General features: G+C 34.7%; 26 protein-coding genes and 2 tRNA genes. All 28 read right to left on the reverse strand.

Going from position 1 to position 25974, the window contains the following annotated elements:
• Positions 1 to 364 precede the first annotated feature (364 nt).
• The 28 genes from lysS to spoVT all read right to left on the reverse strand — a co-directional run bounded on the left by lysS (position 365) and on the right by spoVT (position 25952).
• Positions 365 to 1846, reverse strand: coding sequence for a lysine--tRNA ligase (lysS, locus tag ACFVRR_RS22195; RefSeq protein ID WP_387332719.1), 1482 nt, complete (start codon positions 1844 to 1846; stop codon positions 365 to 367).
• A 134-nt stretch (positions 1847 to 1980) separates the two neighbouring features.
• The gene (dusB, locus tag ACFVRR_RS22200) at positions 1981 to 2979 is read right to left on the reverse strand and encodes a tRNA dihydrouridine synthase DusB (protein ID WP_387332721.1); all 999 of its coding nucleotides are present in this window, start codon (positions 2977 to 2979) and stop codon (positions 1981 to 1983) included.
• Between the two features lie 30 nt (positions 2980 to 3009).
• Positions 3010 to 3210, reverse strand: coding sequence for a helix-turn-helix domain-containing protein (locus ACFVRR_RS22205; protein ID WP_056474403.1), 201 nt, complete (start codon positions 3208 to 3210; stop codon positions 3010 to 3012).
• Positions 3162 to 3659, reverse strand: a complete 498-nt coding sequence (gene folK, locus ACFVRR_RS22210) for a 2-amino-4-hydroxy-6-hydroxymethyldihydropteridine diphosphokinase (protein WP_387332723.1) — start codon at positions 3657 to 3659, stop codon at positions 3162 to 3164. The genes ACFVRR_RS22205 and folK overlap by 49 nt, the downstream gene beginning before the upstream one ends.
• Complete coding sequence (gene folB, locus ACFVRR_RS22215) at positions 3656 to 4018, reverse strand: dihydroneopterin aldolase (RefSeq protein ID WP_056474411.1); 363 nt, start codon at positions 4016 to 4018, stop codon at positions 3656 to 3658. The genes folK and folB overlap by 4 nt, the downstream gene beginning before the upstream one ends.
• Positions 4011 to 4784, reverse strand: coding sequence for a dihydropteroate synthase (gene folP / locus ACFVRR_RS22220; protein WP_387332791.1), 774 nt, complete (start codon positions 4782 to 4784; stop codon positions 4011 to 4013). The genes folB and folP overlap by 8 nt, the downstream gene beginning before the upstream one ends.
• Before the next feature lie 65 nt (positions 4785 to 4849).
• Entirely contained in the window at positions 4850 to 5722 is an 873-nt protein-coding gene (gene pabC, locus ACFVRR_RS22225) for an aminodeoxychorismate lyase (RefSeq protein ID WP_387332726.1), read from the reverse strand.
• Positions 5719 to 6306 (reverse strand): aminodeoxychorismate/anthranilate synthase component II, encoded by a 588-nt coding sequence (gene pabA, locus ACFVRR_RS22230; protein ID WP_387332728.1) that lies wholly within the window; start codon positions 6304 to 6306, stop codon positions 5719 to 5721. Before pabA ends, pabC begins: the two co-directional genes overlap by 4 nt.
• On the reverse strand, positions 6303 to 7733 hold the full coding sequence (locus ACFVRR_RS22235) for an anthranilate synthase component I family protein (RefSeq protein WP_387332730.1): 1431 nt from the start codon (positions 7731 to 7733) through the stop codon (positions 6303 to 6305). The genes pabA and ACFVRR_RS22235 overlap by 4 nt, the downstream gene beginning before the upstream one ends.
• Before the next feature lie 145 nt (positions 7734 to 7878).
• Positions 7879 to 8799, reverse strand: coding sequence for a cysteine synthase A (cysK, locus tag ACFVRR_RS22240; protein ID WP_387332732.1), 921 nt, complete (start codon positions 8797 to 8799; stop codon positions 7879 to 7881).
• Between the two features lie 154 nt (positions 8800 to 8953).
• A complete protein-coding gene (hslO, locus tag ACFVRR_RS22245; RefSeq protein WP_387332734.1) occupies positions 8954 to 9829 on the reverse strand; it encodes an Hsp33 family molecular chaperone HslO in 876 nt (291 codons plus the stop codon).
• A gap of 13 nt (positions 9830 to 9842) precedes the next feature.
• Positions 9843 to 10607: a type III pantothenate kinase gene (locus ACFVRR_RS22250; protein WP_056474433.1), complete on the reverse strand. Its 765-nt coding sequence runs from the start codon at positions 10605 to 10607 to the stop codon at positions 9843 to 9845.
• 256 nt (positions 10608 to 10863) lie between these two features.
• A complete protein-coding gene (ftsH, locus tag ACFVRR_RS22255; RefSeq protein ID WP_387332736.1) occupies positions 10864 to 12780 on the reverse strand; it encodes an ATP-dependent zinc metalloprotease FtsH in 1917 nt (638 codons plus the stop codon).
• Between the two features lie 81 nt (positions 12781 to 12861).
• Positions 12862 to 13401 carry a hypoxanthine phosphoribosyltransferase gene (hpt, locus tag ACFVRR_RS22260; RefSeq protein WP_088014785.1) on the reverse strand — a complete coding sequence of 180 codons (540 nt, stop codon included), beginning with the start codon at positions 13399 to 13401 and terminating at the stop codon, positions 12862 to 12864.
• A gap of 9 nt (positions 13402 to 13410) precedes the next feature.
• A complete protein-coding gene (gene tilS, locus ACFVRR_RS22265; protein ID WP_387332739.1) occupies positions 13411 to 14799 on the reverse strand; it encodes a tRNA lysidine(34) synthetase TilS in 1389 nt (462 codons plus the stop codon).
• A gap of 71 nt (positions 14800 to 14870) precedes the next feature.
• Positions 14871 to 15992: a protein kinase domain-containing protein gene (locus ACFVRR_RS22270; RefSeq protein ID WP_387332741.1), complete on the reverse strand. Its 1122-nt coding sequence runs from the start codon at positions 15990 to 15992 to the stop codon at positions 14871 to 14873.
• The gene (locus tag ACFVRR_RS22275; RefSeq protein ID WP_387332743.1) at positions 15961 to 16695 is read right to left on the reverse strand and encodes a VWA domain-containing protein; all 735 of its coding nucleotides are present in this window, start codon (positions 16693 to 16695) and stop codon (positions 15961 to 15963) included. The genes ACFVRR_RS22270 and ACFVRR_RS22275 overlap by 32 nt, the downstream gene beginning before the upstream one ends.
• Positions 16696 to 16774: 79 nt before the next feature.
• Positions 16775 to 19249, reverse strand: a complete 2475-nt coding sequence (gene spoIIE, locus ACFVRR_RS22280; RefSeq protein ID WP_387332745.1) for a stage II sporulation protein E — start codon at positions 19247 to 19249, stop codon at positions 16775 to 16777.
• A gap of 330 nt (positions 19250 to 19579) precedes the next feature.
• Positions 19580 to 19651, reverse strand: a tRNA-Glu gene (locus tag ACFVRR_RS22285).
• Between the two features lie 11 nt (positions 19652 to 19662).
• Positions 19663 to 19739 (reverse strand) — tRNA-Met (locus ACFVRR_RS22290).
• Positions 19740 to 19893: 154 nt separating this feature from the next.
• Entirely contained in the window at positions 19894 to 20364 is a 471-nt protein-coding gene (locus ACFVRR_RS22295; protein WP_056474447.1) for a S1 domain-containing RNA-binding protein, read from the reverse strand.
• Positions 20365 to 20449: 85 nt separating this feature from the next.
• Positions 20450 to 20827, reverse strand: coding sequence for an FtsB family cell division protein (locus ACFVRR_RS22300; protein WP_097979261.1), 378 nt, complete (start codon positions 20825 to 20827; stop codon positions 20450 to 20452).
• The gene (gene yabQ, locus ACFVRR_RS22305; protein WP_387332748.1) at positions 20828 to 21439 is read right to left on the reverse strand and encodes a spore cortex biosynthesis protein YabQ; all 612 of its coding nucleotides are present in this window, start codon (positions 21437 to 21439) and stop codon (positions 20828 to 20830) included. It abuts the gene before it with no gap.
• Entirely contained in the window at positions 21436 to 21741 is a 306-nt protein-coding gene (yabP, locus tag ACFVRR_RS22310) for a sporulation protein YabP (protein WP_056474457.1), read from the reverse strand. The genes yabQ and yabP overlap by 4 nt, the downstream gene beginning before the upstream one ends.
• Before the next feature lie 90 nt (positions 21742 to 21831).
• Complete coding sequence (locus ACFVRR_RS22315; protein WP_056474461.1) at positions 21832 to 22101, reverse strand: RNA-binding S4 domain-containing protein; 270 nt, start codon at positions 22099 to 22101, stop codon at positions 21832 to 21834.
• A gap of 34 nt (positions 22102 to 22135) precedes the next feature.
• Positions 22136 to 23590, reverse strand: coding sequence for a bifunctional methyltransferase/pyrophosphohydrolase YabN (gene yabN, locus ACFVRR_RS22320; RefSeq protein WP_387332751.1), 1455 nt, complete (start codon positions 23588 to 23590; stop codon positions 22136 to 22138).
• Between the two features lie 18 nt (positions 23591 to 23608).
• Positions 23609 to 25198 carry a putative polysaccharide biosynthesis protein gene (locus tag ACFVRR_RS22325; RefSeq protein ID WP_387332753.1) on the reverse strand — a complete coding sequence of 530 codons (1590 nt, stop codon included), beginning with the start codon at positions 25196 to 25198 and terminating at the stop codon, positions 23609 to 23611.
• Between the two features lie 217 nt (positions 25199 to 25415).
• Complete coding sequence (gene spoVT, locus ACFVRR_RS22330) at positions 25416 to 25952, reverse strand: stage V sporulation protein T (protein WP_335413025.1); 537 nt, start codon at positions 25950 to 25952, stop codon at positions 25416 to 25418.
• Positions 25953 to 25974: the final 22 nt, after the last annotated feature.

Genomic DNA, 25974 nt, shown 5'->3' on the forward strand with positions numbered 1-25974 from the left:
CCATAAAAGTTAAGTTTAAATCTTGTATTGCTCAAAAAACTAATAATTGACGTTTACTTCATGTTTTGTTTAGTTTTCAAAGTTCACTTTGTCGCTCTGAGGCGACTTAAACATCTTAACATTTTCTGTTGAATGTTGTCAATGTTTTTTTAAAAGTTTTTTTCGTTGTCATTTCGTATTAATGTGACAACGTTTAATAATATAACACCTATAAAAACAAAATACAATACCTAATTTTAAATTCTTTTTATTCAGATAGTTTCTACCAGATTCCAATAAATAAATGATGTCCTTATTCTATTAAAAAGATACATCAATCATAAAAAAACTGGCTAAAGTATCCCTTTAGCCAGTTCGTTAAATCTTATTTATGTCTCATTAATGGGAACAATAGAACGTCACGGATTGAAGGAGAATTAGTTAACAACATAACTAATCGATCAATACCTATTCCAAGACCACCAGTTGGTGGCATACCATGCTCTAATGCTTCGATATAATCATCATCCATCATATGTGCTTCGTCATTACCAAGCTCACGTTCTTTAAGCTGTGCTTCAAAACGCTCTTTTTGGTCAATTGGATCATTTAACTCTGTAAATGCGTTAGCATGTTCACGTGCCACAATAAATAACTCAAAACGATCAGTAAAACGTGGATCGTCAGCATTCTTTTTCGCAAGCGGTGAAATTTCTACAGGGTGACCATAAATAAATGTAGGTTGAATTAATGTTTCTTCAACTTTTTGTTCAAAGAATTCGTTAATAATATGACCAACAGACATATTCTCATTAACTTCAACATTATGTTCTTTAGCAAATTGTCTTGCTTGCTCAACTGACATCTCTGGCCAGAAATCTACTCCACAAGCTTCTTTAATCGCATCTACCATATGAAGTCTAGTCCATTTTGGCTCTAGGTTGACTGTGTACTCACCGTAAGGAATAGTAGTAGTACCTAAAACTTCTTTAGCGATATGAGCAATTAGGTTCTCAGTAAGTTCCATAATGTCTGCATAATCAGCATAAGCTTCATATAATTCAATCATCGTAAACTCTGGGTTATGACGAGTAGAAATACCTTCATTACGGAATACACGACCAATTTCATAAACTTTTTCAAGTCCACCTACAATTAGTCGTTTTAAGTGCAACTCAATTGCAATACGCATATATAATTCCATATCAAGCGCGTTATGATGAGTGATAAACGGTCTTGCAGAAGCTCCACCTGCAATAGCATGTAGCATAGGAGTTTCAACTTCTAAATAACCTTGGCTATCTAAATAACGTCTCATAGATTGGATAATTTTACTGCGAGCAATAAATGTTTGTCGGCTATCCATATTCATTAGATCTAAATATCTTTGACGGTAACGTTGTTCAACATCTTGTAAACCATGGAATTTATCAGGAAGTGGTAATAACGCTTTTGAAAGGAATGTGTATTCTTTAACTTTAATAGATAATTCCCCTACATTCGTTTTAAATACCACACCAGTAACACCTACAATGTCACCTAAATCAGTAATATCAAAGATATCATATTGTTCTTCGCCTACAGCATCTTTACGAACATAGATTTGAACTTGTCCATTTAAATCTTGAACATGTGCAAATCCGGCTTTACCTTTACCACGTTTAGTCATTACTCGACCTGCTAATGAAACAACAATCGCTTTTTCTTCTAATTCTTCCTTGGAAAACTGGTCAAATTGTGCTAATAAATCATTTGAAGAATGTGTGCGCACAAACTTTTTACCGAATGGATCGATACCTTTTCCTTCAAGTGTTTTTAATTTCTCCCTACGTATAAGGGCTTGATCATTTAATTCTTCGTGACTCATTTTCTCAACTCCACGTAATTATTCATTAAATATTTAAATACAATATGATTTTAATAGAAAAACTGCCAGTATTTCGATCTGGCAGTTTTGTTTACTATAACTTATTATATTTTGTCAAGCGAAACCTGTCAAACTTACAAAGCTTGAGTAGCTTTCATTTTTCCTTCCACTTCATTAACGTATGTTGTTAATACTTCAACCATTTGGGTACGAGTACTAACCTCGTTAATTTGGTTTCGAACTAATGCAGTGCCTTTCAAACCTTTTAAATACCATGCTGCATGTTTTCTCATTTCCATTACAGCTACATGTTCATTTTTCAAATCAATTAATCGGTCTAAATGCAATAAACAGACATCAATTTTTTCACGTGCTTCTGGTTCAGGCATTAATACACCAGATTCCAAGTATTTAACTGTACGATAAATCATCCATGGATTTCCTAATGCAGCACGACCAATCATTACACCATCACAGCCTGTTTCATCTAACATACGCTTGGCATCTTGAGGAGTCTCCACATCACCATTACCGATTACAGGAATCGAAACCTGATTTTTAACTTCTTTAATCCAGCTCCAATCAGATTTCCCTTCATACATTTGATAACGAGTTCGTCCATGGACCGCAACTGCTTTTCCACCCGCTGCTTCAACTGCTTTTGCATTATCTACAACATAAATATGATCGTCATCCCATCCAAGACGCATTTTAACTGTAACTGGTTTACTTACATTCTGTGCTACAGCATATACCATTTCGTGAATTTTGTTTGGGTCTAAAAGCCATTTAGCTCCTGCGTCTACTTTTGTAATCTTAGGAACAGGACATCCCATATTAATATCAATAATATCTGCATTCGTATTTTCGTCAACGTACTTAGCAGCTTCAACTAATGTTGATTTTTCACCACCAAAAATTTGTAGGCTTAATGGCTTTTCACGTTCATCCATATAAAGCATATCTAATGTTCTTTTATTATTGTTAAGAATTGCTTTATCACTTACCATTTCTGCACAAACTAAACCTGCACCAAATTCTTTTACGGTTAAACGGAAAGCTGAGTTACAAACTCCGGCCATCGGTGCTAATACGACGGGATTTTTCATCTCGATGTCACCAATTTTCAGCACATCCCATCCTCCTTCTATTACAATAAAACTCTATATTGATAATTCCTCTACACTTACTTTTAATTGTTTTGCACAATCATGCAAAAATTGTTCAGTCGGCATACGATTCCCTCGCTCAACTTCACCTAACACAGAAACAGAAACTCCAAGGTTTTTTGCAAAACCTTCTTGGGTAAAACCTTTTAATTTTCTAAAAGCCCTAATCCGTCTACCCCACTTTTCAGCTTCCATAATCGAACTCCTTTATCCTCTAAAAATTTAGTTTCAACCTTAATTGATTGGTTAATTTCTTTTAAGGGGATTAATACAAAGCTTCTTTCAAACATTCTCGGGTGCGGTATTCTTAGGTGCTCAACTTCTATATCTTCGTGATTATAGAGTAAAATGTCAAGGTCTATCGTTCTTGGACCCCAACGTAATTCCCTTTTTCTGCCAAGACCTTTTTCGATTCCTTGCGTAACATCAAGTAATTGAAGTGGTGTCAAATTGGTAGAAATTTTAATAACGAGATTTAAAAATGGATCTTGGTCTGTGTATCCAACTGGGTCTGTTTCATAGATAGAAGAGATTTGTTCTACTTGAATGTCGGGATGATTCACTAATTCCCTAATAGCCTTTGTAAGAAAACCTTCTCGGTCGCCTATATTTGTTCCTAAACTTAAATATGATTCATTTTTCATATGCGACCTCTTGTTATTTCAACTGCTACAAAATCATAATGTCCTGGTATTGGTGGATCTGGTTTTATGACTTTTACAGTACATTGTTGAATTAAATCATATGTATTTAATATTTGTTTAGCAATTTCTTCAGCCACTGATTCAACTAAATCATAAGACTGACCTTGAACTACTTCTTCGCAGGTTTTAAATAAGTCTGCGTAACTTACTGAATACGCCAAATCATCTGTTTCTCCTGCTTTTTTTGTATCTAATTCGACAATTAAGTCCACATTAAATCGTTGCCCTAATGTTTTCTCCTCTTTAAATACACCATGGTATCCATAAAACCTCATACCTGTTACATAAATTTTATCCATTTTTTACTCCAATCTTTAACATAGCGTCCATCATTTTAGCCATACGGGAAATCGCTAATACATCATGTACTCGTACAATTTCGCAGCCTTTCGTAATTCCTAAACAGACCGTAGCCCCTGTACCTTCCATTCGCTCATGTACTTCAGTACCAAGAATCTCCCCTATAAACCTTTTTCTAGAAGTACCAAGTAACACAGGATAATCTAGCGCTTTAATTTGCTCCATTTGGTTTAAAACTTCTAAATTCTGCTCAGCTGATTTCGCAAAACCAACACCTGGATCCAAAATAATCATTTCATCCTTTACGCCTGCGCGTTTGGCTATATTAATACTTTCAACTAAATCACAGACAAGATCACTCATTAAACTATAATAGTTTTCATCTGTTCGATTGTGCATTAAACAAATTGGAACATTGTACGCAGCAGCCACTTCAGCAATTTTAGGGTCTTTCTTTGCCCCCCAAACATCATTAATGATTGTTGCGCCAGCTTCAACGGCTTGCTTTGCCACTTCAGATTTATAAGTATCAATGGAAATTGGGACGTCAATTTCTTTAGCTAATGCTTTAATAATCGGAACAACTCTTCTTAACTCTTCGTCTTCGTCGACTATGGCAGCTCCAGGTCTTGTCGATTCCCCACCTACATCTATGATTTTTGCTCCATCAGCAATTAACTTCTTTGCATGTTGTATCGCTAATTCAATCTCGTTGTATCGACCACCATCAGAAAACGAGTCCGGGGTTACATTTAAAATCCCCATTACAATAGTTTCATTCTGAATTGGTAATGAGTAATTTCCACAAATCAAGGGTTTTGTTGTTCTTCTCACGCTTGTTCACTTCTTTCCATTTCATTCATGCTTAATAAGGATTTTCGGTGCAGTCTATAGTCCTTTTGCAAATCTTTTATTATGCTACTTTCACTAACATTAAAGAGCCGCTCGCCAATTACTGTAACGGGAATAATTTCTTGGATTGAGTTTGAAATAAATATTTCATCCGCTTTTAACAGCTCTTGCTCCGTGTAGAAGCCCTCTTCAACTGTAATCCCTTTTAATTTAGCCCAATGAATCACGAACTGTCTCGTTATCCCATTCAAAATTCCCGTATCAACGTGTGGTGTATATAATCGATCTTGGTTAATAAAGAAGAGATTTGAAACGATACCTTCTGAAAGAAACCCATCTTTGTTTAAAAAGACTCCTTCTATATTTGGTGAGTTACCAATCTCTTTTTTCCCGATAATATTATTTAAATAATGATGAGACTTTAATCGTTCTTTTCCTTCAGGAGAGTTTCGAGGGGTATTTAGTATTACCCCTTCTTTCTCTAAGATATTACTTTCATGCATAGGTTTAATAAAAATGATGGTATTTGGATTTGAATATTTACCAGTGTATAAACCTATTTCACCTTCACCTGCTGAAACATTCAGACGTATATACGCATCTTGTAATCCATTTAATTCAATTAACCTATTTAAAATCAATTGAATTTCCTCATCTAGCAAATTCCACTCGATATTCAGGTTCAATAACGACTTTCTCAAACGCTTTAAATGATCAAATAATAAAAATGGATGCCCATTATAGATCCGAAATGTTTCAAATACTCCTAATCCATATAAAAAGCCATGATCAAATGGAGATATTTTCACTTCATGATCGTTCAAGTATTCTCCATTAAAATATAGTTTCATACTGCACTCCTAGACGGTTTATATGCTTGTAAAAAGTTTCTAAGCATTTCTTTACCGAATTGTGACATAATTGATTCCGGGTGAAATTGTACTCCTTCAATCGGTAATGTCTTATGTTTTAAAGCCATGATTTCTCCCTCATTCGTCCAAGCTGTTATTTCAAGCTCCTCAGGGAACGTTTCTTTTTTTACAATTAAAGAGTGATATCGTGTAACATCAATTGGTGATGGTAAATCATTAAATACTCCTAAACCTTCATGTGTAATTGCCGATGTTTTTCCGTGCATTAAGCGTTCTGCACGTACTACGTCTCCTCCAAACACTTGAGCGATTGATTGGTGACCTAAGCATACGCCTAAAATTGGGATCTTCCCAGCAAAGTGTTCAATTGCTTTTAAACTGATTCCAGCTTCGTTCGGTGTACAAGGTCCTGGTGAAATCATCAAATAAGTCGGGGCTAATGCTTCGATTTCTTCTAAAGTAATTTCATCATTTCGTTTTACAATTAACTCTTCACCTAATTCGCCTAAATATTGAACTAGATTATAGGTAAATGAATCATAATTATCAATCATTAATATCATTTTACATTCCCACCCAACTTTGCTTTTTCTTCGCTTACTTTCTTAGCTGTCCATAAAGCTTGAGCTTTCTTAAGACTTTCTAAATATTCATGTTTTGGATTAGAATCAATAACAATGCCAGCACCAGCTTGTACAAATGCTTGCTGATCTTTTGTAACCATTGTTCGAATCGTAATATTTAACTCCATATCTCCTGTGAAGCTAATCCATCCAACAGAACCTGTATAAATGCCACGCTTGGTTGGTTCTAGTTCTTCAATAATTTCCATCGTACGGATTTTTGGAGCTCCTGTTATTGTTCCCCCGGGAAATACTGCTTTTAATAAATCAAATGAATCTTTATCCTTTTGTAGCTCACCTCTAACATTTGAAACAAGGTGCATTACATGCGAATACTTTTCGATTACTAATAGTTCGTCTACTTCAACAGTTCCATATTCACATACTCTTCCTAAATCATTGCGCTCTAGATCAACTAGCATAATATGCTCAGCTTGTTCTTTTTCATTTGAACGTAGTTCTTCCATCAGTTGTTGTTCTTCTTCAACTGTTTTACCACGAGACCTTGTACCTGCTATTGGTCTTGTCCAAACTTCTTGATCACGCTTTGCTACTAATAGCTCTGGTGAGCAACTAACAATTTGAAACTCATCAAAATCTAAATAGGACATATATGGTGAAGGATTTATTTCTCTAAGCTGCTCATATATATATAGTGGATCTGTTACAAGCGTCTCAGATTGTAGCACGGATAAATTCACCTGGAATACATCCCCCGCACTGATATATTCTTTAACGTTTCCAACAGCATCCGTAAATTTTTGTTCAGACATATAAATTGTTTTTTCAACCTCTTCGGTAGAAATTCTTCTAGATAAATCAATTTGCTCTATTTCACTAATGAAGAATTCTTCTAAAGAGTCAATTCGTTCTTGTGCCTTAACAGCATTATTCATTTCATCTATAACAATAAAATATAATTGATTTTCTTGATGGTCATAAATAACCACTTCATGGAAGATTAATAAATAAACATCTGGAATATTGTAGACATCCTCAGCCATTGTTGGTAGGTCTTCGATATAATGGTTACAGTCATATGTGAAATAACCGATTGCCCCACCTTGAAATGGTGGTAGGTCATCTCTTTTTTCCACTGTGTATTTAGATAGATATTCCTTTGCTAAATCAATTGGATTTCCTTCATACTCCACTTTTTCAGAGCACTCTTCAATCCCTATTTCGGCCGTTAATTTATTATCCTTTCCATATAACTTCGCAACAGGATTAGATGCCATAATTGAATATCGTCCGTCACGACCACTCTCAAGAAGTACGGCATTCTTTTTCTCTTTTACCGTTTCTACAAAGTATTTAAAGAAAGGTGTAGTATAATTGATAACTTTTGAAAAGATTTCATAATTCATGTGAATATCCCCCTCTGATAGCGCTTCTTTTTTCATTTTACACAAAAAGTAAGAAGTATACATCAAAGCATTTTATGGAAAAACAAAAAACCCCTTTGCTCACTTGCAAAGGGATTTTAAATTTATTATTTAATCCATCAAAAAATTACTCAAATTGGAATAATGCTGTACTTAAATAACGCTCTCCATTACTTGGAATGATCGCAAGTACTTTTTTACCTTTTCCAAGTTTTTTTGCAACTTGTAACGCAGCACTAATTGCAGCACCAGAAGAAATACCTACAAGTATACCTTCTTCTTTTGCTACTTTTCTAGCCGTCTCCATTGCATCGTCATTTTTGATTTGAACGATTTCATCATAAATATCCGTGTTCAATGTTTCAGGGATAAAACCTGCTCCAATACCTTGAATTTTATGCGGACCTGGTTTACCACCTGATAAAACTGGAGAGTCTTCAGGTTCAACAGCGACGATATTAATTCCAGGGTAAGCTTCTTTTAAAACAGCTCCTACACCGGAGATTGTTCCTCCAGTACCTACTCCTGAAATAAATGCATCAAGTTGGTCTCCCATTTGCTCAACAATTTCAGGACCAGTTGTTAAACGGTGGACTTCAGGATTTGCAATATTATTAAACTGTTGTGGAACGAAATATCCATTTTCTTTTGCTAATTCATCAGCTTTACGAATTGCTCCTCCCATTCCTTCAGGGCCTGGAGTTAGAACTAATTCTGCGCCATATGCACGTAATAAGTTTCGTCTCTCAATACTCATTGTTTCTGGCATTACTAGAATTGATTTATAGCCTTTAGCAGCTGCTACCATTGCTAATCCGATACCAGTATTTCCACTAGTTGGTTCAATAATTGTATCACCTGGTTTTATTAAACCTTTTTTCTCAGAATCCTCAATCATAGCAAGAGCAATACGATCTTTAACACTGCTACCAGGATTCATAAACTCTAGTTTTAAGTATATTTCCGCGCTGTCCTCGTCTACTAATCTGTTAAGTTTTACAATTGGAGTTCTACCGATTAATTCGTAAACTGAATTTGCAACTTTCATTCCATCCACTCCTAATTCCTAGTATATTGACCTGTTTAATATACATTATGTAAAAAACAAAAGAATCTGTCAATTACTTTCTCCTATACATAACTTGTATGAAATTCATAATAAATTATGAAAAGAAAGCTCGACAAATTCCTTTAATTTTCAACTACAATTTGTTAATTAATTCTTTTAATTGTTCACCAGAATAATGATAAGGTTGATTACAGAAATGACATGTTACTTCTGCTTCTCCATCCTCTTCTAAAATTAATTCTAATTCTTGTTTACCAACACTTAAAAGAGCACCCTCAATTCGCTCTCTTGAGCATTGACATTGGAATTTTACATCCATCGTTTCTAAAACTTTAACTTCTTCTTTTCCTAACACTTCATATAAAATTTCTTCTGGAGTCAGGCCTTCTTCAATTAGTTTAGAAACTGGTTTAATTGTTTTTAAACGATTTTCAATTTGCGTGATACATTCTTCACTTGCACCAGGTAAGATTTGAATAATAAATCCTCCACTTGCTAAAATCGAATGATCTGGGTTTACTAATACTCCGACACCTACAGATGAAGGTGTTTGTTCAGATACAGCAAAATAGTAAGTAAAGTCTTCACCAAGTTCACCTGATACAATAGGTACCGAGCCTGTGAAAGGTTCTCTCATACCAATATCTTTAACAACCGAGATTGTGCCTACAGTACCAACTGCTTTAGCTACATCTATTTTTCCATGTTTGTTAAGTTCAGTTTGTACATGCGGATTCTGTACATATCCTCGTACTTCACCTTTTGCATTACTATCGACTAAAATATGGCCAATTGGGCCATTACCTTCAACCTTTAAAGTTAACTTTTCATCGCCTTTTAACATAGCACCCATCATTGTTGCAGCTGTTAGTGTACGACCTAATGCAGCAGAAGCGTTTGACCAAGTGTCATGACGTTCTTGAGCTTCTTTTACAATATTTGTTGATCTAACGCTATATGCACGGACTTCACCGTTAAAAGCTAATACTTTTACTAAATAATCTTTCATGTTTTACCCCTTTTTATGAATTTCGTTTATAAATTAAATGTAGACCTTTTAATGTTAAATATGGATCCATGACATCAATGATATCCGATTCCTTAGATATTAATGATGCAAGTCCGCCTGTTGCTATAACAGTAGGTTCTACCTTTGCTTGAGCTTTCATTCGTTTTACAATACCTTCAACTTGACCTACATAACCGTATAGGATTCCAACCTGCATTGCTTCTACAGTTGTACGACCGACAATATTAGAAGGTCTAGAAAGCTCTATACGAGGCAGTTTTGAAGCCTTTGTATAGAGTGCTTCTGTTGAAATATTGATCCCTGGTGCAATTGCTCCACCGATATAATTTTTATTTTCATCTATATAACAATATGTAGTAGCTGTTCCGAAATCAACAATAATCAGCGGACTTCCGTATTGTGCAATTCCAGCAACCGCATTAACAATTCGGTCTGCGCCAACTTCTTTCGGATTATCATATTTTATGTTTAAACCTGTTTTTATACCAGGACCAACGATTAGTGGCTTTTGTTTAAAGTATTTTGTTGCCATTCTTTCCAGTGAGAACATAATCGGTGGGACTACTGATGAAATAATAACTGCATGAAACTCATCAAAACCAATACCTGCATATTCAAGTAATGAACCAATGACCATACCGTACTCATCTTCTGTTTTATAACGATTCGTCTCAATTCTCCAATGATGTATTAACTCGTCTTCTTGGTAAACACCTAAAACAGTATTTGTATTTCCTACATCGATTACAAATAACATATAATCCACCGTCTCTCCATTTCAAAAATAAAACTTTTATTTTATATTTTTAGTTTCAAGTACATTTTTTAATCATTATAAAAATAATGATAACACAAGTTGATAGTAGTTTAAAAATAGATGCTTTCTGCTGTGGACATGGATCGTATTGGTTTATTAAAACGCTTAAATGAACCTAATTTCCCATGTTCTTGGCTTACTTGACTTTTCACCAATAAACAAAAGAAAGAGTGTCTAGAAAGACACTCTTAATTTTTTATTCAGTGATTTTAGGCTCAGTTGGTTCATCATTCTTTTTAGAAATGTTGACTTTAATCTCATCATTTGAAGTTGGAGATGTAGGAAGCGTGCCTTGTTCCCAAAGACTCTTAATTGCTTTTGCATCTAAAGTTTCCACTTCTAATAATGTGTTAGCAAGCAAGTCTAATTTTTCGCGATGCGTCTTAATAATATCAGTTGCTTTTGCATAACAGTCTTTAATGATTGTTTGAATCTCTACGTCGATTTCATAAGCAATTTTATCACTATAATTTTGTTCATTATTAAAGTCTCTACCAAGGAATACACTTCCTCCTTGAGATTGACCAAATTGTAATGGCCCTAGCTTATCGCTCATACCGAACTCAGTAACCATACGACGAGCAATACCTGTTGCACGTTGGAAGTCATTATGAGCGCCTGTACTTACTTCACCAAATACCACTTCTTCAGCAACACGTCCACCAAGTAGACCTGTAATTTTATCAAGTAATTCTGGTTTTGTCATAAAGTAACGATCTTCTTTTGGAAGCATTACTGCATAACCACCAGCTTGACCACGAGGTACAATTGTTACTTTATGAACCATTTCAGCTTCATCTAACACTTGGCCAATAACCGTATGCCCAGCTTCGTGGAACGCAACAATTTTTCGCTCTTTTTCAGATATAACTTTATTTTTCTTAGCAGGTCCCGCAATTACACGGTCAGTTGCTTCGTCAATATCAAGCATATCGATTTTCTTTTTATCACGACGAGCCGCAACTAATGCCGCTTCGTTTAATAAATTCTCTAAATCTGCACCAGAGAATCCAGGAGTTCTTTGAGCAATAGCTTTTAAGTCTACATCTGGAGCCAATGGTTTATTTCTTGAATGTACTTTTAATACCGCTTCACGTCCTATTACATCTGGACGATCTACCGTAATCTGTCTATCAAATCGACCTGGACGTAATAACGCTGGGTCTAAAACATCTGCACGGTTTGTTGCAGCAATGATAATAATACCTTCGTTAGCACCGAAACCATCCATTTCAACAAGTAACTGGTTTAATGTTTGTTCACGCTCATCGTGACCTCCGCCTAATCCAGCACCACGTTGACGACCTACAGCATCGATCTCATCAATAAATATGATACAAGGAGCGTTTTTCTTCGCATTTTCAAATAAATCACGAACACGAGAAGCACCGACCCCTACAAACATTTCAACGAAATCAGAACCACTGATTGAGAAGAATGGAACTCCAGCTTCTCCTGCAACAGCTCTTGCTAATAATGTTTTACCTGTTCCGGGAGGTCCTACTAATAGTACCCCTTTAGGAATTCTTGCACCTAATTCAGAAAATTTACGAGGATCTTTCAAGAACTCTACTACCTCAACAAGCTCTTGCTTCTCTTCATCTGCACCTGCAACATCTTTAAATCGTACTTTCTTTTTCTCGTCATTATAAAGACGAGCTTTGCTCTTCCCAAAGTTCATAACACGGCTTCCGCCACCTTGTGCATTATTCATTAGGAAGAAGAAAAGAACGAAAATAATTACAAATGGAATGAGTGAAGTGAAGATTTGCACCCACGCACTTGTTGTTTCAGCTGGATTCCAATTAGCCTTTATTTTATAGTCAGCAACTGCTTTGTTAACTATTTTTGTCGTTTCGTCACTAATTGGTACTTGAGTTTGGAAAGATTCGCCTTTTTTTACATCTGTAAAATGACCTCTTACTATGTACACTCCATTTTTAGGTTGGATAGATGTTAAACTGCTAACATCTCCTTTTTGTAACTTAGTATAAAATGTATCGTAACTTACTTTCTTAACTTGAGATTCTGGCCCATTGAAATATGTAACAACACCAATCACAACTAAGAAGATTAATATGTAAAAGACTGTATTACGGAAAATTCGATTCAATTCCAAACCTCCTCTCTTTCAATTTAATTACTTTATATAGTAGCATAGTTATACCATGTAAACAAACGAATAAAACTTGACTTATTTCGTGTAAACTTCAGGCTTTAAAACGCCAACATATGGCAGATTTCGATAACGTTCAATATAATCTAAACCATATCCTACTACGAAAGCATCTGGTACTTCGAAGCCAACTAAATCAGCCTCAATATTTGCTTTACGTCCGCTTGGCTTATCTAATAAAGTAACGATTTTAACTGTATTAGCTTTGCGGTGTTTAAATAGTTCAACTAAATAATTTAAAGTTAGACCACTATCAATAATATCTTCTAGAATGATTACATCTCTTCCTTCAACAGAAGTATTTAAATCTTTTACAATTTTTACTTCACCAGAAGAAACTGTACTATGTCCATAACTAGAAACGTCCATAAAATCAATTTCGATATATGTATCAATATGCTTGATAAGATCAGACATGAACGGAAGAGCTCCTTTTAAAACACCCACTACTAGTGGAAAGCGGTCTTTGTACTCTTCTGTTAGTACTGCACCTAATTCTACTACTTTTTGTTGAATTGCCTCTTCACTTACTAATACTTGTTGAATGTCTTGTTTCATTTTTTCCTCCTAGAAACTCTTAGAAACCACCTGTATTGCAATGAGTGACTCATCTGTCGAAAAATTTCTTTCAAATGCAGATTTCTTTACGAAAGGTACCCATAATATATTATTTTGACTATCCGTAATTATTGGCCATTCATCACGTAATGATTGTTTCATTTTTTCATCAATAAATATATCTTTTAACTTTTTTGACCCATTCATACCCTTTAATGACATTCGATCACCATTCTTTCGATTCCGAACAATGAGTGGAAAAGAAACATCCTTGACAGAACAAATAAACATGTCATTTTTTTGTTCAAAATATTGATTGTTTAATTCAACTTTAATTGAAAAACCATTTGGTAGTTCGTACTCGCCAGGCTCATTAATAGAAATAGTATAATCCTTCACATTCATTTGTACGAATGTAAAGATGCATTCATTATATGAGCGTGTGACAAAAAGTCCTCCAGGTAAATGCTGCTCCCACGTGGATTTTTCATTTCGTAATAAAGTCAGAATTGAATTAAGATGCCCTTGTGTCAAGCCTTTAGGGATAGATAGGTAGACATAATCTAATATTAGTTGAATACATCTTCTTTGTAAAGATATAGGCACATTTAAAAACTGTTTAACGTCAATAGTGACTGCTTGCTTTTCTTTATTTTTTATAACTGTATTCAATGCGTCTTCAGTTAATTCCATTAAATATAAATCATCTTCCAATTGCTGTCTACTAAACTGTTGGAATCTTTTATGTGCAGTTGGATTTTCTTCAAAAATAAAAGGTAAAATATGATGTCTAAATCGATTTCTCGTGTAAACATCTTTATCATTACTTGGATCTTTTCGAGGGATAATACTTTGTTCGTGACAATATGTAGTTAATGCTTGTTTTCTTAAATCTAAAAATGGACGAATAATTTCGCCTGTACTAAAAGATCTCTTTTCCCTAATGCCAGCGTAACCGACCTGCGAGCTACCTCTTACTAACCGCATCAAAATTGTCTCAACTTGGTCCTCTCCATGATGACCTAAGGCTAAATAATTTGCTTCATATTTCTTCATCGTTTCGTCAAAAAAATGATATCGACATTCCCTTGCCGCCAATTGACTACTTAAACCCGTTTCCTCGATATACTGATTCACATTTATGCTCTTACCTTCATATTGAACGTTATTTTGGAGGCACCAGTTTTTAACATATTCTAAATCATCTAAAGATTCTTGTCCTCTAAACATATGATCTACATGTGCGATAATAATCGAGAACTCATATTCTTCTCTAATTGATAAAAAAGAATGGGCTAACGCCATTGAGTCTGGACCTCCAGAAACACCAATCACAATTACACTACTTCTGTTAATATTGTTTTGTTTTATAAATTCCTTTAATTGATTAATTACCATTTACCTATACTCCTAATGAAAGTAAAATTCATATCTATATGTTACCATTCACACACTTGGAGTACTATAAATTACAGCTGATAATAAAAATATAATGCATAAGCCAAGCCCATTAGCAGGAGAATGGTCGACGTTTCGAACCAGTGAATTCTTTTTTTCTTTTGCTTCACTTGAACATTGTTCCCTGCTCTTGTGTGTGTTGATTGGTTAGGTTTTTGATTCTGACTAGTTGAATTTCTAGGTTGATTTGTAGACTGGCTATTTTTTTTTGATTGTGTTGATTGATTTGTAGTCTGATTTTGCTTTTTCGATTGCCTTGTTTGATTCATCGTTTGTGCTGTAGTAGCTTGATCCTTTTTACTCTTCTTCTTTTTTGTAGCATTTATCTTTTGTTCATACATTAATAGAGCTTGTTTCATAGCACTTGCATTAATATACTCACCTTTTAATCCCTTCATTAGAAATTCTTTATATGGATTAAGGGTTTGTGTTTGCGTTATTACTTGTTCAATTTGATCTATTCCTAACCCGTTTTTTAAAAACTGCTTTTTACAATGCAAGTGGATAAAAATCATCGTAACAGCAAATAAGTCATAGGAAACTTCTGCTTTTCTAGAACCTAAGCCCCAGTAACCACGATCAAAGAACTCCGTAAACTCTTTAACTGCACGTCCAATTTGAGTAACTCCTCCAAAATCAATCCACTGGATTTTATTTGGTTCTTTCGTAACTAGTAGATTATCTGTTTTTAAATCCCCAAAAATAAAGCCTTTATGGTGCAATTTATCTAACAATGACAAAACTTGTATGATAAAAATACTACTCCATTCCATTCCATTTCTTTCAATAAATCTTGGTAAACTTACACCATTAACGTATTCCATCACATAGTAATAGCAGCATTCATTTGTTCCAGGATTTATATGGTCATCTACATCGATAAAAGAAGGCCCAAGGATTGAATCCTGGACCTGTGTGATTTTTTTAAAAACATTTACTTCGTTCGTGATATTAGTAGAATCTTTACTCAGCTTAATAGCAACATCTCCAGTTTTTCCAGAAGCTAGGTAAACTGTTCCATTTGCTCCATTTCCAAGTAAACTCTTAATTTCGTATTTGTTTTTATTCCACTTTCCAGTAATGAGAGTCCCAGGCGCTAAATTAATCTGCCCATTCAATTGATTGTTCATCATCACCATTATTACCTCTATCGTAGTTTTGTTCGTTAAAATAGTTTAAAGCCTCACGTAGAGCAGGTCCGGTTGGCGTCATACCACCCATCGTTAACTTAGGAAAAATTGTGTTTAGTTTTTCTAACTTAGGTGTCCAATCTAGTAATTTATCTACATCGTCATGTTTCCCGGGGAATATAAATAACGAGTAGGCATTTTCTCCTGTTCTTGAGTTTAAACTAATTTGTAAATCAAATAATGATTCCTTAACAGTTTCTAGTTTGTCTTTCATACTAGCACTCGTATCTACTAAAATAATAACTTCTAAACCTACAGTTTCACCGATATCCTCTACAACCTCATATACCTCTTCTCGCTTTGAAGGAGGCAGTGATTCTATCGAATTGCTATCGCCTAATATTTGCTTTAATTCTTTATTAACAAATCCTTGAATTGTTTGTGTCATCGCTTTTCTAGTAACCATTTGGACAGTTTGAGAAAGTTGCTTTGTGTAAACGACTTGACTAATCCCTCCACCAGCTTTAGCAATTTCCTCTATTTCTTTTAAACCGTCACCACTTTGTACATTTTCATCTAAAATTCCAATTACATTTACTGTAATACCGTATTCTTGTGCTAGGCTTGAAACAGCTAACGGATCTTCACCATGGTTTGAATAACCATCAGTTATTAATAGAATTTGTTTTAACTTTCCCTTATACATACAAAATCCCCTCCGCGTAAAAGTTGTTACCATTTTGTCCAATTACGGGAGGGGATAAACCTTTATTTATTTTATTTTACTAAGCCATCGCACTATATGATGAGATAGATGACCACTCTGGCAAGTTTCGTTTAACTACAGCAACCACAACTGTCATATCATCATTAATATCACCTGTATTCGAACGAATAACTTCCTCGAGTAACAATTCTGCTACTGATTGTGGATCATCCGTTTCAAATTCACTTATTTTACGTTTCATCCACATTTCGTAATTTTCAACATGTTTAGGACCTTCAAAAATACCATCACTCATCATAATTAATAAGTCTCCAGCTTTTAGCTGCTCACTTACGACTTCTACATCAAATTCATCAATGATCCCAATTGGTAAATTACTACCTTCAATTTTGATTACTTGTTTGCCTCGTTTCACAAAGCTTGGCGATGAACCAATTTTTAAGAATTTTGCTGAAGCATCATGTAAATCGACCATCGCTAAATCTAGTGTAGCAAAGACCTCTTCAGTAGTACGTAAAGATAGAATCGAATTAATCGATTTAATAGCAACGGTTTCTTCAATACCAGAATTTAATATTTTTTGAAGTAGTTTTAGTGTTTCATTACTTTCAATATGAGCTCGCTCACCATTTCCCATGCCATCACTAATCGCAATAGCGTGCTTTCCTGCTCCAACATCCATTATTTTAAACGCATCACCCGATATAAAGCCTCCACCTTTAGCTGCAGTCGCAACCCCGGTTTCAATAACAAATGCCTTATCTGATCCAAATGTGACTAAGTAATTACCTCCATTTGGTATTGTCGCTGACTCTTCTTTTAATACAACAATCGTCTCTTTTAAAATATCTGATAGAATTGGCGCAATTAATTTTTGGCATTCACCGTACTCGTTTTCAAACGGAATTAATATATCTATATCAATATTACCTTGCTCTAAGTTATAAATTTCTACTTGGCTAACGTCAATTCCAAAGTTTAATAAAGCTTGTAGGATTTGGTCTTCCTGTAATTGATGGTTTTCTTTTTCTCGTTGAATCTCTTTTGCAAAATCGACCATTACTTTTGAAACCCCACGCAATTGCTCTGCCACTAATCTTCTACTTTCTTGAACTTGTTTTTTAAGTCTTTGATTTGCACGGAAGTAGAAAACCTCTTGCTTCATTAAATCTGCCATTTTTGAAGAACGTTGGCAATACTTCTCCCACTCTCTCATAAATTGGCCATTCTTAATGAGCTGATCCTTTTCAACTAAATGCATCATATTTTCCATGTATTGATATGTTCGGTCACCATTGTTTGACCAGCAATGGTCCTTTTTCATACAACTATTACAGCACTTATTTGAAATACTACAAATAAACAGTTCTTCATCAGTTAGTTCGTCCTCAATATGTGCAAACTGGCTAGGCTGTGAAAAACTTGCAGATAATGCTTCAAACACGTTTGAAAATTGAGTAATCCGATTGGCCGTCAAATCTCTTATTTTACGCAAGTATTGTTGTTGATCTGTAGAATGTTCTTCTGTTCCTGGTACTAGTTTAGCTAATTGTTTAAGTAGGAAAGATGGTGTTATTAAGAATAAGACAATCGCTATTACTGATTCAATGATTGAAAAAATAATATCTGATTGTTTCTCAGCATAAAAGCTAATGAGGCATGTCCCAATTAATAGACCAGCTGCCGCACCTAATCTTTTCCCCTCTTTAAGGAGTCCACCAAGTAATCCAGAGAAAGCTAATAAGCTCATTTGATATAGACTCGAAACACTCGCTAAACTTAGTATAAGGCCCGTTACAACCCCTACTGTACAACCGACCGTTCCTCCAGCTACGAAAGCAAATAGTAAGACAATATATCTAGTTACAATATGCTGAATAGATAAATCTTGAATATACCAATCAGTTGTCCCCGTCACAACTGAAGCTAAAAGAATAACTAAACAGACGATTTCTTCAACACCTAAAAGCTGTTTTCTTTTAGGAATAGCAAGTAGAGGTACACTTTGGAAAAAGATCATCGTTAAAATAAAACTTAATCCCGCTTCAACTGATGCCATCAAAACATCATACATCAAAACTTCTTGTTGAAAAGCATAAGTAATTAATAGATGACTAATAAATACTGATAAAAAAACTTGAAAAGGTACTAAACCTATATAATGTCGTTTAACTCTAGCGAAGAAAATATTAAGGATAAAAAATAGGATAATTGTGGCAAATGCATAACTAACCGTTTCAATTGATACAGTTAATGAACCGATCATAAGAGCAACAAAAGCTATTCCTGTACGCTCACGTTTCATCATATAAACTGAGGCAAAAAACGGTAATACAAACGGGAGAATATGTGATAGTATTAACGCTCGTCCTAATAAAAATCCCGTTAAAAAGATTAGTAACCCAAAGTCAAAGAATGCTCTCTCTAATTTGGATTTAATTGATTTAGAAGATTGCCGAAATACTGATTGAAATCCATTAGTAGGGACCAAGCTTGCTGAAGAATTAGATGACCCTCTTTGCAGTTTCGTCATATTTCCACCTCATCCGAATTGGTTTATTGAACATATTTTAACTTGTCCAATTGAAGGAATATGTCAAAATGACAAAGGCAAATAAAAGTTTTCTTCGACGGAAAAAGCTTTTACGTACAACTGTTTTACAAAATATGAGAAAAGCTTGCAGCATAATTTCTCTAATAGGGTAAAAGAAACGCAATTATTAAATTTTATGTCAATCGAAATTCAGAATAAAGAGAGAAAGTATGGAATGAAGAATGGGATTAAGAGACGGAGACGCATGTTCCTGAAAAAGAAAAAAACGCCTAGCCTCTCTTATAGAAACCAAACGTTTTTGTTGTTGTATGACCCGTACGGGATTCGAACCCGTGTTACCGCCGTGAAAGGGCGGTGTCTTAACCGCTTGACCAACGGGCCGTTAAAGGGAATGGTAGCGGCGGAGGGAGTCGAACCCACGACCTCACGGGTATGAACCGTACGCTCTAGCCAGCTGAGCTACACCGCCATTATCTTTAAACGACAAGATTTATATTATCATGGTACTAATTACCCGTCAACAGTTTTTGCAAAAGTTATTTTATTATTTTTTTCATACAAAAACGCACCCATTAAAGAGTGCGTGTTCTATATACCTATTTATGTCCTGACAAGGTAGGAAATTAGCCTCGACGAGCTCCACGGCCACCACGTTTAGATTCTGTGTTGCGTTTTAATGAAGCTAGACGGTCTTCACTGTCTTTTAAAAATTTACTCATTTTTTGATCAAATGTTTCTTTAACCGGACGTTGATCTGAACGGTTTTGATTTTTGCCACGGTTACCACCACCGCCGCCTCCATATGAAGGTCTGCTTTGACGAGGTCTTTGCTCACGCTCTCCCTCTTTAACTGGTGGACGTTCTTTCGCTTTTTTGATTGAAAGACCGATTTTACCGTCTTTTTCAACATTGATTACTTTTACTTCTACTTCATCGCCAACTTTTAAATGTTCGTTAATATCTTTAACATAGTTGTCAGCTACTTCACTAATGTGAACAAGCCCAGTTACTCCTTCTGGTAACTCTACAAAAGCACCAAAATTTGTAATCCCTGTAACTTTCCCACTAACTTTGCTGCCTACCTCAATTGACATAAAAAAAATGCTCCTCCTTAAAAATGTTTAACTGGATTTACTATATTATATAAAATTATAAAAACAAGTGTCAATGAAACGATAATTACTTGATATTAGGAAAAATTATTTCTCCCTTTTTAGAAAAAAATAAGTTTTTTCTAGCTAGCTCAATAATATATTGATCATCGTTCAATTGGTCAATCATGCGCTTTGAATCCTCTACCGTACTCTTTGTTTTCTTTAAATCAACCTTTGCTAGTTTTAATTGCTTTACTTTAGATGAATACACATGTTGTTGTGTTACATAATGAGATTGTAATAAAAAGAATAGGGGGACAGTTAATAAGCAGAATAATGAAATTCGCACTAAAAACTTTTTAAAACTCCTTCTCCTAGGCTTAACACCATGTTCCTCAACTAAAGTAATATTTTGTTTATCTTCAACTTGTCTAGTTAAATCCAATTTTCTCGCATGTTCCACTTATTTCTTCCTCCTATCTAAAAGGTCCTTTACTTTTTTAATAGTAGTAAGGAAGATATTCTTGAATTTTCCGAAAACTCCTTTAAATTGGATTAAATAGTTTTTGACTCGTTTTGGCACAAAAAACCAACATACTCTGCCGAAAAACAAAAGAATTGATAGTACAACGTTGTAAACTAAACGGATTAGTCGAATAAGGAGTCCATAAATAAACAAAAGAATGACGATTATTACCTGAATAATCCACTTTATAGGTTTTACAATAAATATTACGATTAACTTTACTATAATGCGATAAATGCTAATAACCAGCTGAATAACAAGTTCTAATATTTTTTTATAAATAGTTCGAAAAAGACTTTGATATGCCGCATAACCACATAGTAAAGCTAGCAGTAAATAAAACCTAAGTGCACCTTCATTAACTAAGTATAATACATAAAAAACTAGTAGTGCTTGAAAAACCCAAAATAAAATATCAGTTGCAAATACAATCAATCGATTACGAGTACCTCGAAATAAAAAACGATGGTATGTATCTAGTGCCATACCAAGATAAGCACCCATACCGACCATCGCTATCATTGAGTAGAACTGAACGTTTAAGCTCATTTAAATAGCTTGCTAAAGATTCCTTTAGCTTTCCCCGAGTTGTATTCGTCAATATAACAAAGTTCATTAATCTTTCCTTTGATTGCTACATGACCTTTTTCTACATCGAGGTTTTTCATTTGTAAATTATGACCTTTAATATGCAAAAAGCCTAATGCTGTTTCTAATAGGAACTCTTCACTATCAAAGCTCTCAACCTGTTTTACTCCAGTAATCTCTAGATATCTTCTACTTTTTAACGATAAATCCTGCTCGATTATTTGGCTTGTATTTTTCGCATTTAACTCATACGGATTATTCATACTAGTCCCTCCATTTACATAAACTGTACCGCTTGTAAATCGATTCCTAATACAGTGTTATTTGTACAAGTATATGAAGGGACAACTTTTTTAGAACAAGCTATCTGACAGTTTTTCCTCGCTAATGATTGTATACATTGCATCTGCTTCTTCTTTTCGAACGGTCTCTTTAAGTAAATTAATTTTTGCTGTAACAATTTTTTGTCCGAATCGAATTTTTAATTCATCATTTACTTTGACTTCTGTAGACGCTTTTGCTACTGTTCCATTGATCGTTATTCTTCCTTGATCAGCTACTTCTTTCGCAAGTGTACGACGCTTAATAATTCTCGATACTTTTAAAAATTTATCAAGTCTCATAATTTATTCTCCTCAATTCTCATTCAAGTAGACATTATTCATATTTTTTAGCTTCATTCCATATCTCATCCATTTCTTCAAGAGATACATCAGAAAATGTCTTATTTATTTCACGAAGTCTTGATTCAATATATTGAAAACGTTTTGTAAATTTCATATTTGTTTTTAAAATCGCTTCTTCAGGATTTACATCAATAAAACGTGCTAAATTAACAATACTAAATAACAGATCACCAAGTTCCGCTTCAACTTTAGACTGATCATTCAATTTGATGGCATCGAGAACTTCAGCTAACTCTTCGTTAACCTTATCTACCACTGGCGGTAGTTCCTTCCAATCAAACCCAACTTTCGCTGCCTTACTTTGAAGTTTCTCTGCTTTTAATATTCCTGAAAGTTCCTTTGGTATGCCTGAAAGAATAGATTCAATGACATGTCCTTTTTCAGCTTGTTTTAATTCTTGCCAATTTTTTAATACGTCTTCCTCATCATTCACATGAACTGTTGAAAATACATGCGGGTGACGATAGATAAGTTTGCTTACTAATCTTTGAATTACATCTTGGATTGAGAAGTAACCTTCATCTTCTCCAATTTGGGCGTGTAACATGACTTGAAGTAATACATCTCCAAGTTCTTCAATAATATGATCGTCATCTTCTTCATCGATTGCTTCAAGTAGCTCATAAGCCTCTTCTAATAAGTACTTCTTTAATGACTCATGGGTTTGCTTTTGATCCCACGGACATCCATTAGGGCCTCTTAAAGTAGCAATGACAGAACGAAGTGTTTCAAATTGATGATATAGCTCCTCTTCGTTTATAACTGGAGGTACATAAACACTTGTCAAATTATTAATTGATGTATCACGATCCAACTCATATAGTGGTACTCTTCTTATTTGCTCATCTGAACTACCTGCTGCCGTAACGATTACGACTTCATAATCATCAGGAAGCTGCTCCATTAGCTTTAATTTCGCATGTGAGGCAGTCATTTGATCGTAAACCTGGCAGATGATCAAATGCTGTCTAAACGTAATCGACTCCGCCTCTAAATCCGTTGCATCAACAAACTGGAAGCCTTCGATTGGATCAATTTTCAAACTTGTAAACATTGCATCTAAGAAGCTTTGTCCACCTTTGATGTCTAGCTGGATATTTCCTTTATCTGCAAGCTCTATTAATAGCTGAACAGTTTTTTCCGCTACAAGAGGATGGCCTGGTACAGCATATGTAATTGCACCTTCTTCAGAAGCTTTCACCAGTATTTGAACAATTTCTTGATATACCTCTTCAAAACGATCATGTTTTTCATAAATTTCATCGAATGATTGGAACGTTAATCCTTCTGTTTCTAATTCACTTATAACAGGGTGGTCTTTTGTACGTAAATAAAGATTGTCAGTTTTTTGTAACTCTTTAAAGATACCAAATGGAAGCTGATTAAGGTCACCTGCTCCTAAACCTAAAACTGTAATCTTGTTCATTTTGATCCTCCTGTTCTTTTAAGAAAGCCATTTCTGTAATTTTTCACTTTTAACGATTGAACTTAGCTCTTCTACTGTAAATAACTTAATTTTTATTAATACAATCGCGAATACGATTGCACCTACAACCGCTGAAGATAGTGCCTCAACTAACATTCTTAAACGAAGTGGGTTAATAAACATCGCATATTTTTCAAAAACATATTCATAACCATATACACAACCATACATAACGGCTACAGATACTAGTAATTTCACAATAAACTTAAAGTCACAAAATGCTACTTTTGACAATTTATATATATAAGCTAAGTTTAAAATAGTAACAATAATTAAAGCAGATACAGTTGAATAAGCTGCTCCTTTAGATCCGATTTGCTCCATTAAAATAACATTTCCAATAAATTTAACACAACCTCCAGCAATAACATTTAAAGCTGGAATTAAACTTTTACCTAATCCTTGTGCAATTGAAGATGTCGTAATCGATACCCCAGCAAAGAAGATCGATATACATAAAACAGTTAGGACATCCGTTCCTAAATCATTTCGATAAAGCATGATATTGGTCGGATGGATAATTGAAATTAAACCAATTGTTGCAGCTGCTCCTACTACAATACTTACTCTAATGGCACCTGAGATTCGATTATTAATAGAATGATGTTCTTTTCGAACTAATTCACTTGATAAGTACGGAATTAGGGCCAGTGAAAACGATGAAGCAATGACAGAACCTAATTGAATTAGCGGAAATCCACGATCATAAATACCCTTTACTAGCTTAGCGCCTTCAACATGATACCCATATTGTACTAATAACGGATAAAAAGAGAGTGAATCGATAAATTGAATGAATACAAGTACTAAACTACTTAAGCTTAGTAGGATACCTTGATATAAAATTGTTTTTAATTCTAAACGATAGGTTTTAAGTAAACCAAATGATGGTACGGTCAAACCAGATCCACGAAAAGAAACCCAATAAAAGAAGTACAGTATCGCTGCTATACTACCAAGTATTGAACCCGAAACAGCCCCTGCACCTACAATATAAAGATTGTCGGTCGTTTGCATTAAATAAAGTGACAGCACTAAAATCGTAATAACTCGAATTAATTGCTCAATGACCTGACTGACTGAGGTAGGCCCCATATCCCCTAAACCTTGATAATATCCTCGAAATGCTGAAGTGATTGGGACAAATAAAAAGCCAACACTAACAACACGAATTAACATCGCTAGATGATCATCACGCATAAACTTCGCTATACTATTACTTCCTATGTATAAAGTAAAGAAACACAATATACCAATGACTAACAACATCATAAATGTTGCATATACCAAATCTTTAGCCCCTTTGTCATCTTTTTTCGCCAATCTTTCAGCAACATAAGATGATAAAACTAAAGGAAAGCCATATGTAGAAAAAGCTAGAGCAATTGCGTAGACAGGATATACCTGTTGGTAAATATAGTAACCTAAATCGCCGGCAATATTTTGATAAGGAATTTTATAAAACGCACTTAGTACTTTCGATAATAATGATGCTATTGTTATGAACAAAGCCCCTTGTAGGGCTGCTTTTTGCTTAGCTTTTTGCAAAAGGATAACAACTCCTTTGTTAGACGGTTCACCCTTTAATGTATTACATTAATAGGGCTTATGTAAAGAGTTGCCAAAAGAAAAAACCTCTCTTTTCCAATTTTAGCAAGTAATGGGTTTCTTTAAGTGTTACTCTGGGAGGTTTATATTAAAGGGGAAAAACAAAGACCAGTTAAGGTAATATTCCTTTACTGGCCCATGTTTACTTCATATATTATTATTGCTCCATTTGTCTAGCTAAGAAGTTAGTAGCAGTATCGATTGCTTTCTTTTCAACTTCAGAAATTGTTTTATCTTTTGAAAAGATTACAACAGCTCCAATTGGATCCCCACTTGCGATGACTGCTCCTACTGCATAGGATTGGTATTTTTCAATTACACTTTCGATAAATGAAGCTTCCCCAGGCTCGCTAACTACTTTTGAGTTACGCTCTGTCATCGTTTTTTCGATAATATCACCAATGTTTTTGTTTAAGTATTCTTTTTTGGAAACTCCTGCAACTGCTACAACTGAATCTCGGTCACTTATAATGACAGTATGTCCAAGTGTGTCGTAAAGTGCATCAGCGTACTCCTTCGCAAAATCACTTAATTCACTAATTGGTGAATATTTCTTTAAAATGACTTCTCCATCTCGGTCCACAAATATTTCTAATGGATCACCTTCACGAATCCGTAAAGTTCTCCTAATTTCTTTTGGTATTACTACTCGACCTAAATCGTCAATTCGACGAACTATACCTGTTGCTTTCATACTTGTAAAGCGCCTCCTCACT

Source organism: Gottfriedia sp. NPDC057948 (assembly GCF_042887255.1).
Lineage (GTDB): Bacteria > Bacillota > Bacilli > Bacillales > Bacillaceae_G > Gottfriedia.

What these genes read in the sequence shown, in the direction of transcription:
- lysS (WP_387332719.1), bottom strand. Translation starts at nt 1,846, where the DNA reads ATGAGTCACGAAGAATTAAATGATCAAGCCCTTATACGTAGGGAGAAA.
- ACFVRR_RS22205 (WP_056474403.1), bottom strand. Translation starts at nt 3,210, where the DNA reads ATGGAAGCTGAAAAGTGGGGTAGACGGATTAGGGCTTTTAGAAAATTA.
- folK (WP_387332723.1), bottom strand. Translation starts at nt 3,659, where the DNA reads ATGAAAAATGAATCATATTTAAGTTTAGGAACAAATATAGGCGACCGA.
- folB (WP_056474411.1), bottom strand. Translation starts at nt 4,018, where the DNA reads ATGGATAAAATTTATGTAACAGGTATGAGGTTTTATGGATACCATGGT.
- folP (WP_387332791.1), bottom strand. Translation starts at nt 4,784, where the DNA reads ATGGGGATTTTAAATGTAACCCCGGACTCGTTTTCTGATGGTGGTCGA.
- pabC (WP_387332726.1), bottom strand. Translation starts at nt 5,722, where the DNA reads ATGAAACTATATTTTAATGGAGAATACTTGAACGATCATGAAGTGAAA.
- pabA (WP_387332728.1), bottom strand. Translation starts at nt 6,306, where the DNA reads ATGATATTAATGATTGATAATTATGATTCATTTACCTATAATCTAGTT.
- ACFVRR_RS22235 (WP_387332730.1), bottom strand. Translation starts at nt 7,733, where the DNA reads ATGAATTATGAAATCTTTTCAAAAGTTATCAATTATACTACACCTTTC.
- cysK (WP_387332732.1), bottom strand. Translation starts at nt 8,799, where the DNA reads ATGAAAGTTGCAAATTCAGTTTACGAATTAATCGGTAGAACTCCAATT.
- hslO (WP_387332734.1), bottom strand. Translation starts at nt 9,829, where the DNA reads ATGAAAGATTATTTAGTAAAAGTATTAGCTTTTAACGGTGAAGTCCGT.
- ACFVRR_RS22250 (WP_056474433.1), bottom strand. Translation starts at nt 10,607, where the DNA reads ATGTTATTTGTAATCGATGTAGGAAATACAAATACTGTTTTAGGTGTT.
- hpt (WP_088014785.1), bottom strand. Translation starts at nt 13,401, where the DNA reads ATGAAACAAGACATTCAACAAGTATTAGTAAGTGAAGAGGCAATTCAA.
- tilS (WP_387332739.1), bottom strand. Translation starts at nt 14,799, where the DNA reads ATGGTAATTAATCAATTAAAGGAATTTATAAAACAAAACAATATTAAC.
- ACFVRR_RS22270 (WP_387332741.1), bottom strand. Translation starts at nt 15,992, where the DNA reads ATGATGAACAATCAATTGAATGGGCAGATTAATTTAGCGCCTGGGACT.
- ACFVRR_RS22275 (WP_387332743.1), bottom strand. Translation starts at nt 16,695, where the DNA reads ATGTATAAGGGAAAGTTAAAACAAATTCTATTAATAACTGATGGTTAT.
- spoIIE (WP_387332745.1), bottom strand. Translation starts at nt 19,249, where the DNA reads ATGACGAAACTGCAAAGAGGGTCATCTAATTCTTCAGCAAGCTTGGTC.
- ACFVRR_RS22295 (WP_056474447.1), bottom strand. Translation starts at nt 20,364, where the DNA reads ATGTCAATTGAGGTAGGCAGCAAAGTTAGTGGGAAAGTTACAGGGATT.
- yabQ (WP_387332748.1), bottom strand. Translation starts at nt 21,439, where the DNA reads ATGAGCTTAAACGTTCAGTTCTACTCAATGATAGCGATGGTCGGTATG.
- yabP (WP_056474457.1), bottom strand. Translation starts at nt 21,741, where the DNA reads ATGAATAATCCGTATGAGTTAAATGCGAAAAATACAAGCCAAATAATC.
- ACFVRR_RS22315 (WP_056474461.1), bottom strand. Translation starts at nt 22,101, where the DNA reads ATGAGACTTGATAAATTTTTAAAAGTATCGAGAATTATTAAGCGTCGT.
- yabN (WP_387332751.1), bottom strand. Translation starts at nt 23,590, where the DNA reads ATGAACAAGATTACAGTTTTAGGTTTAGGAGCAGGTGACCTTAATCAG.
- spoVT (WP_335413025.1), bottom strand. Translation starts at nt 25,952, where the DNA reads ATGAAAGCAACAGGTATAGTTCGTCGAATTGACGATTTAGGTCGAGTA.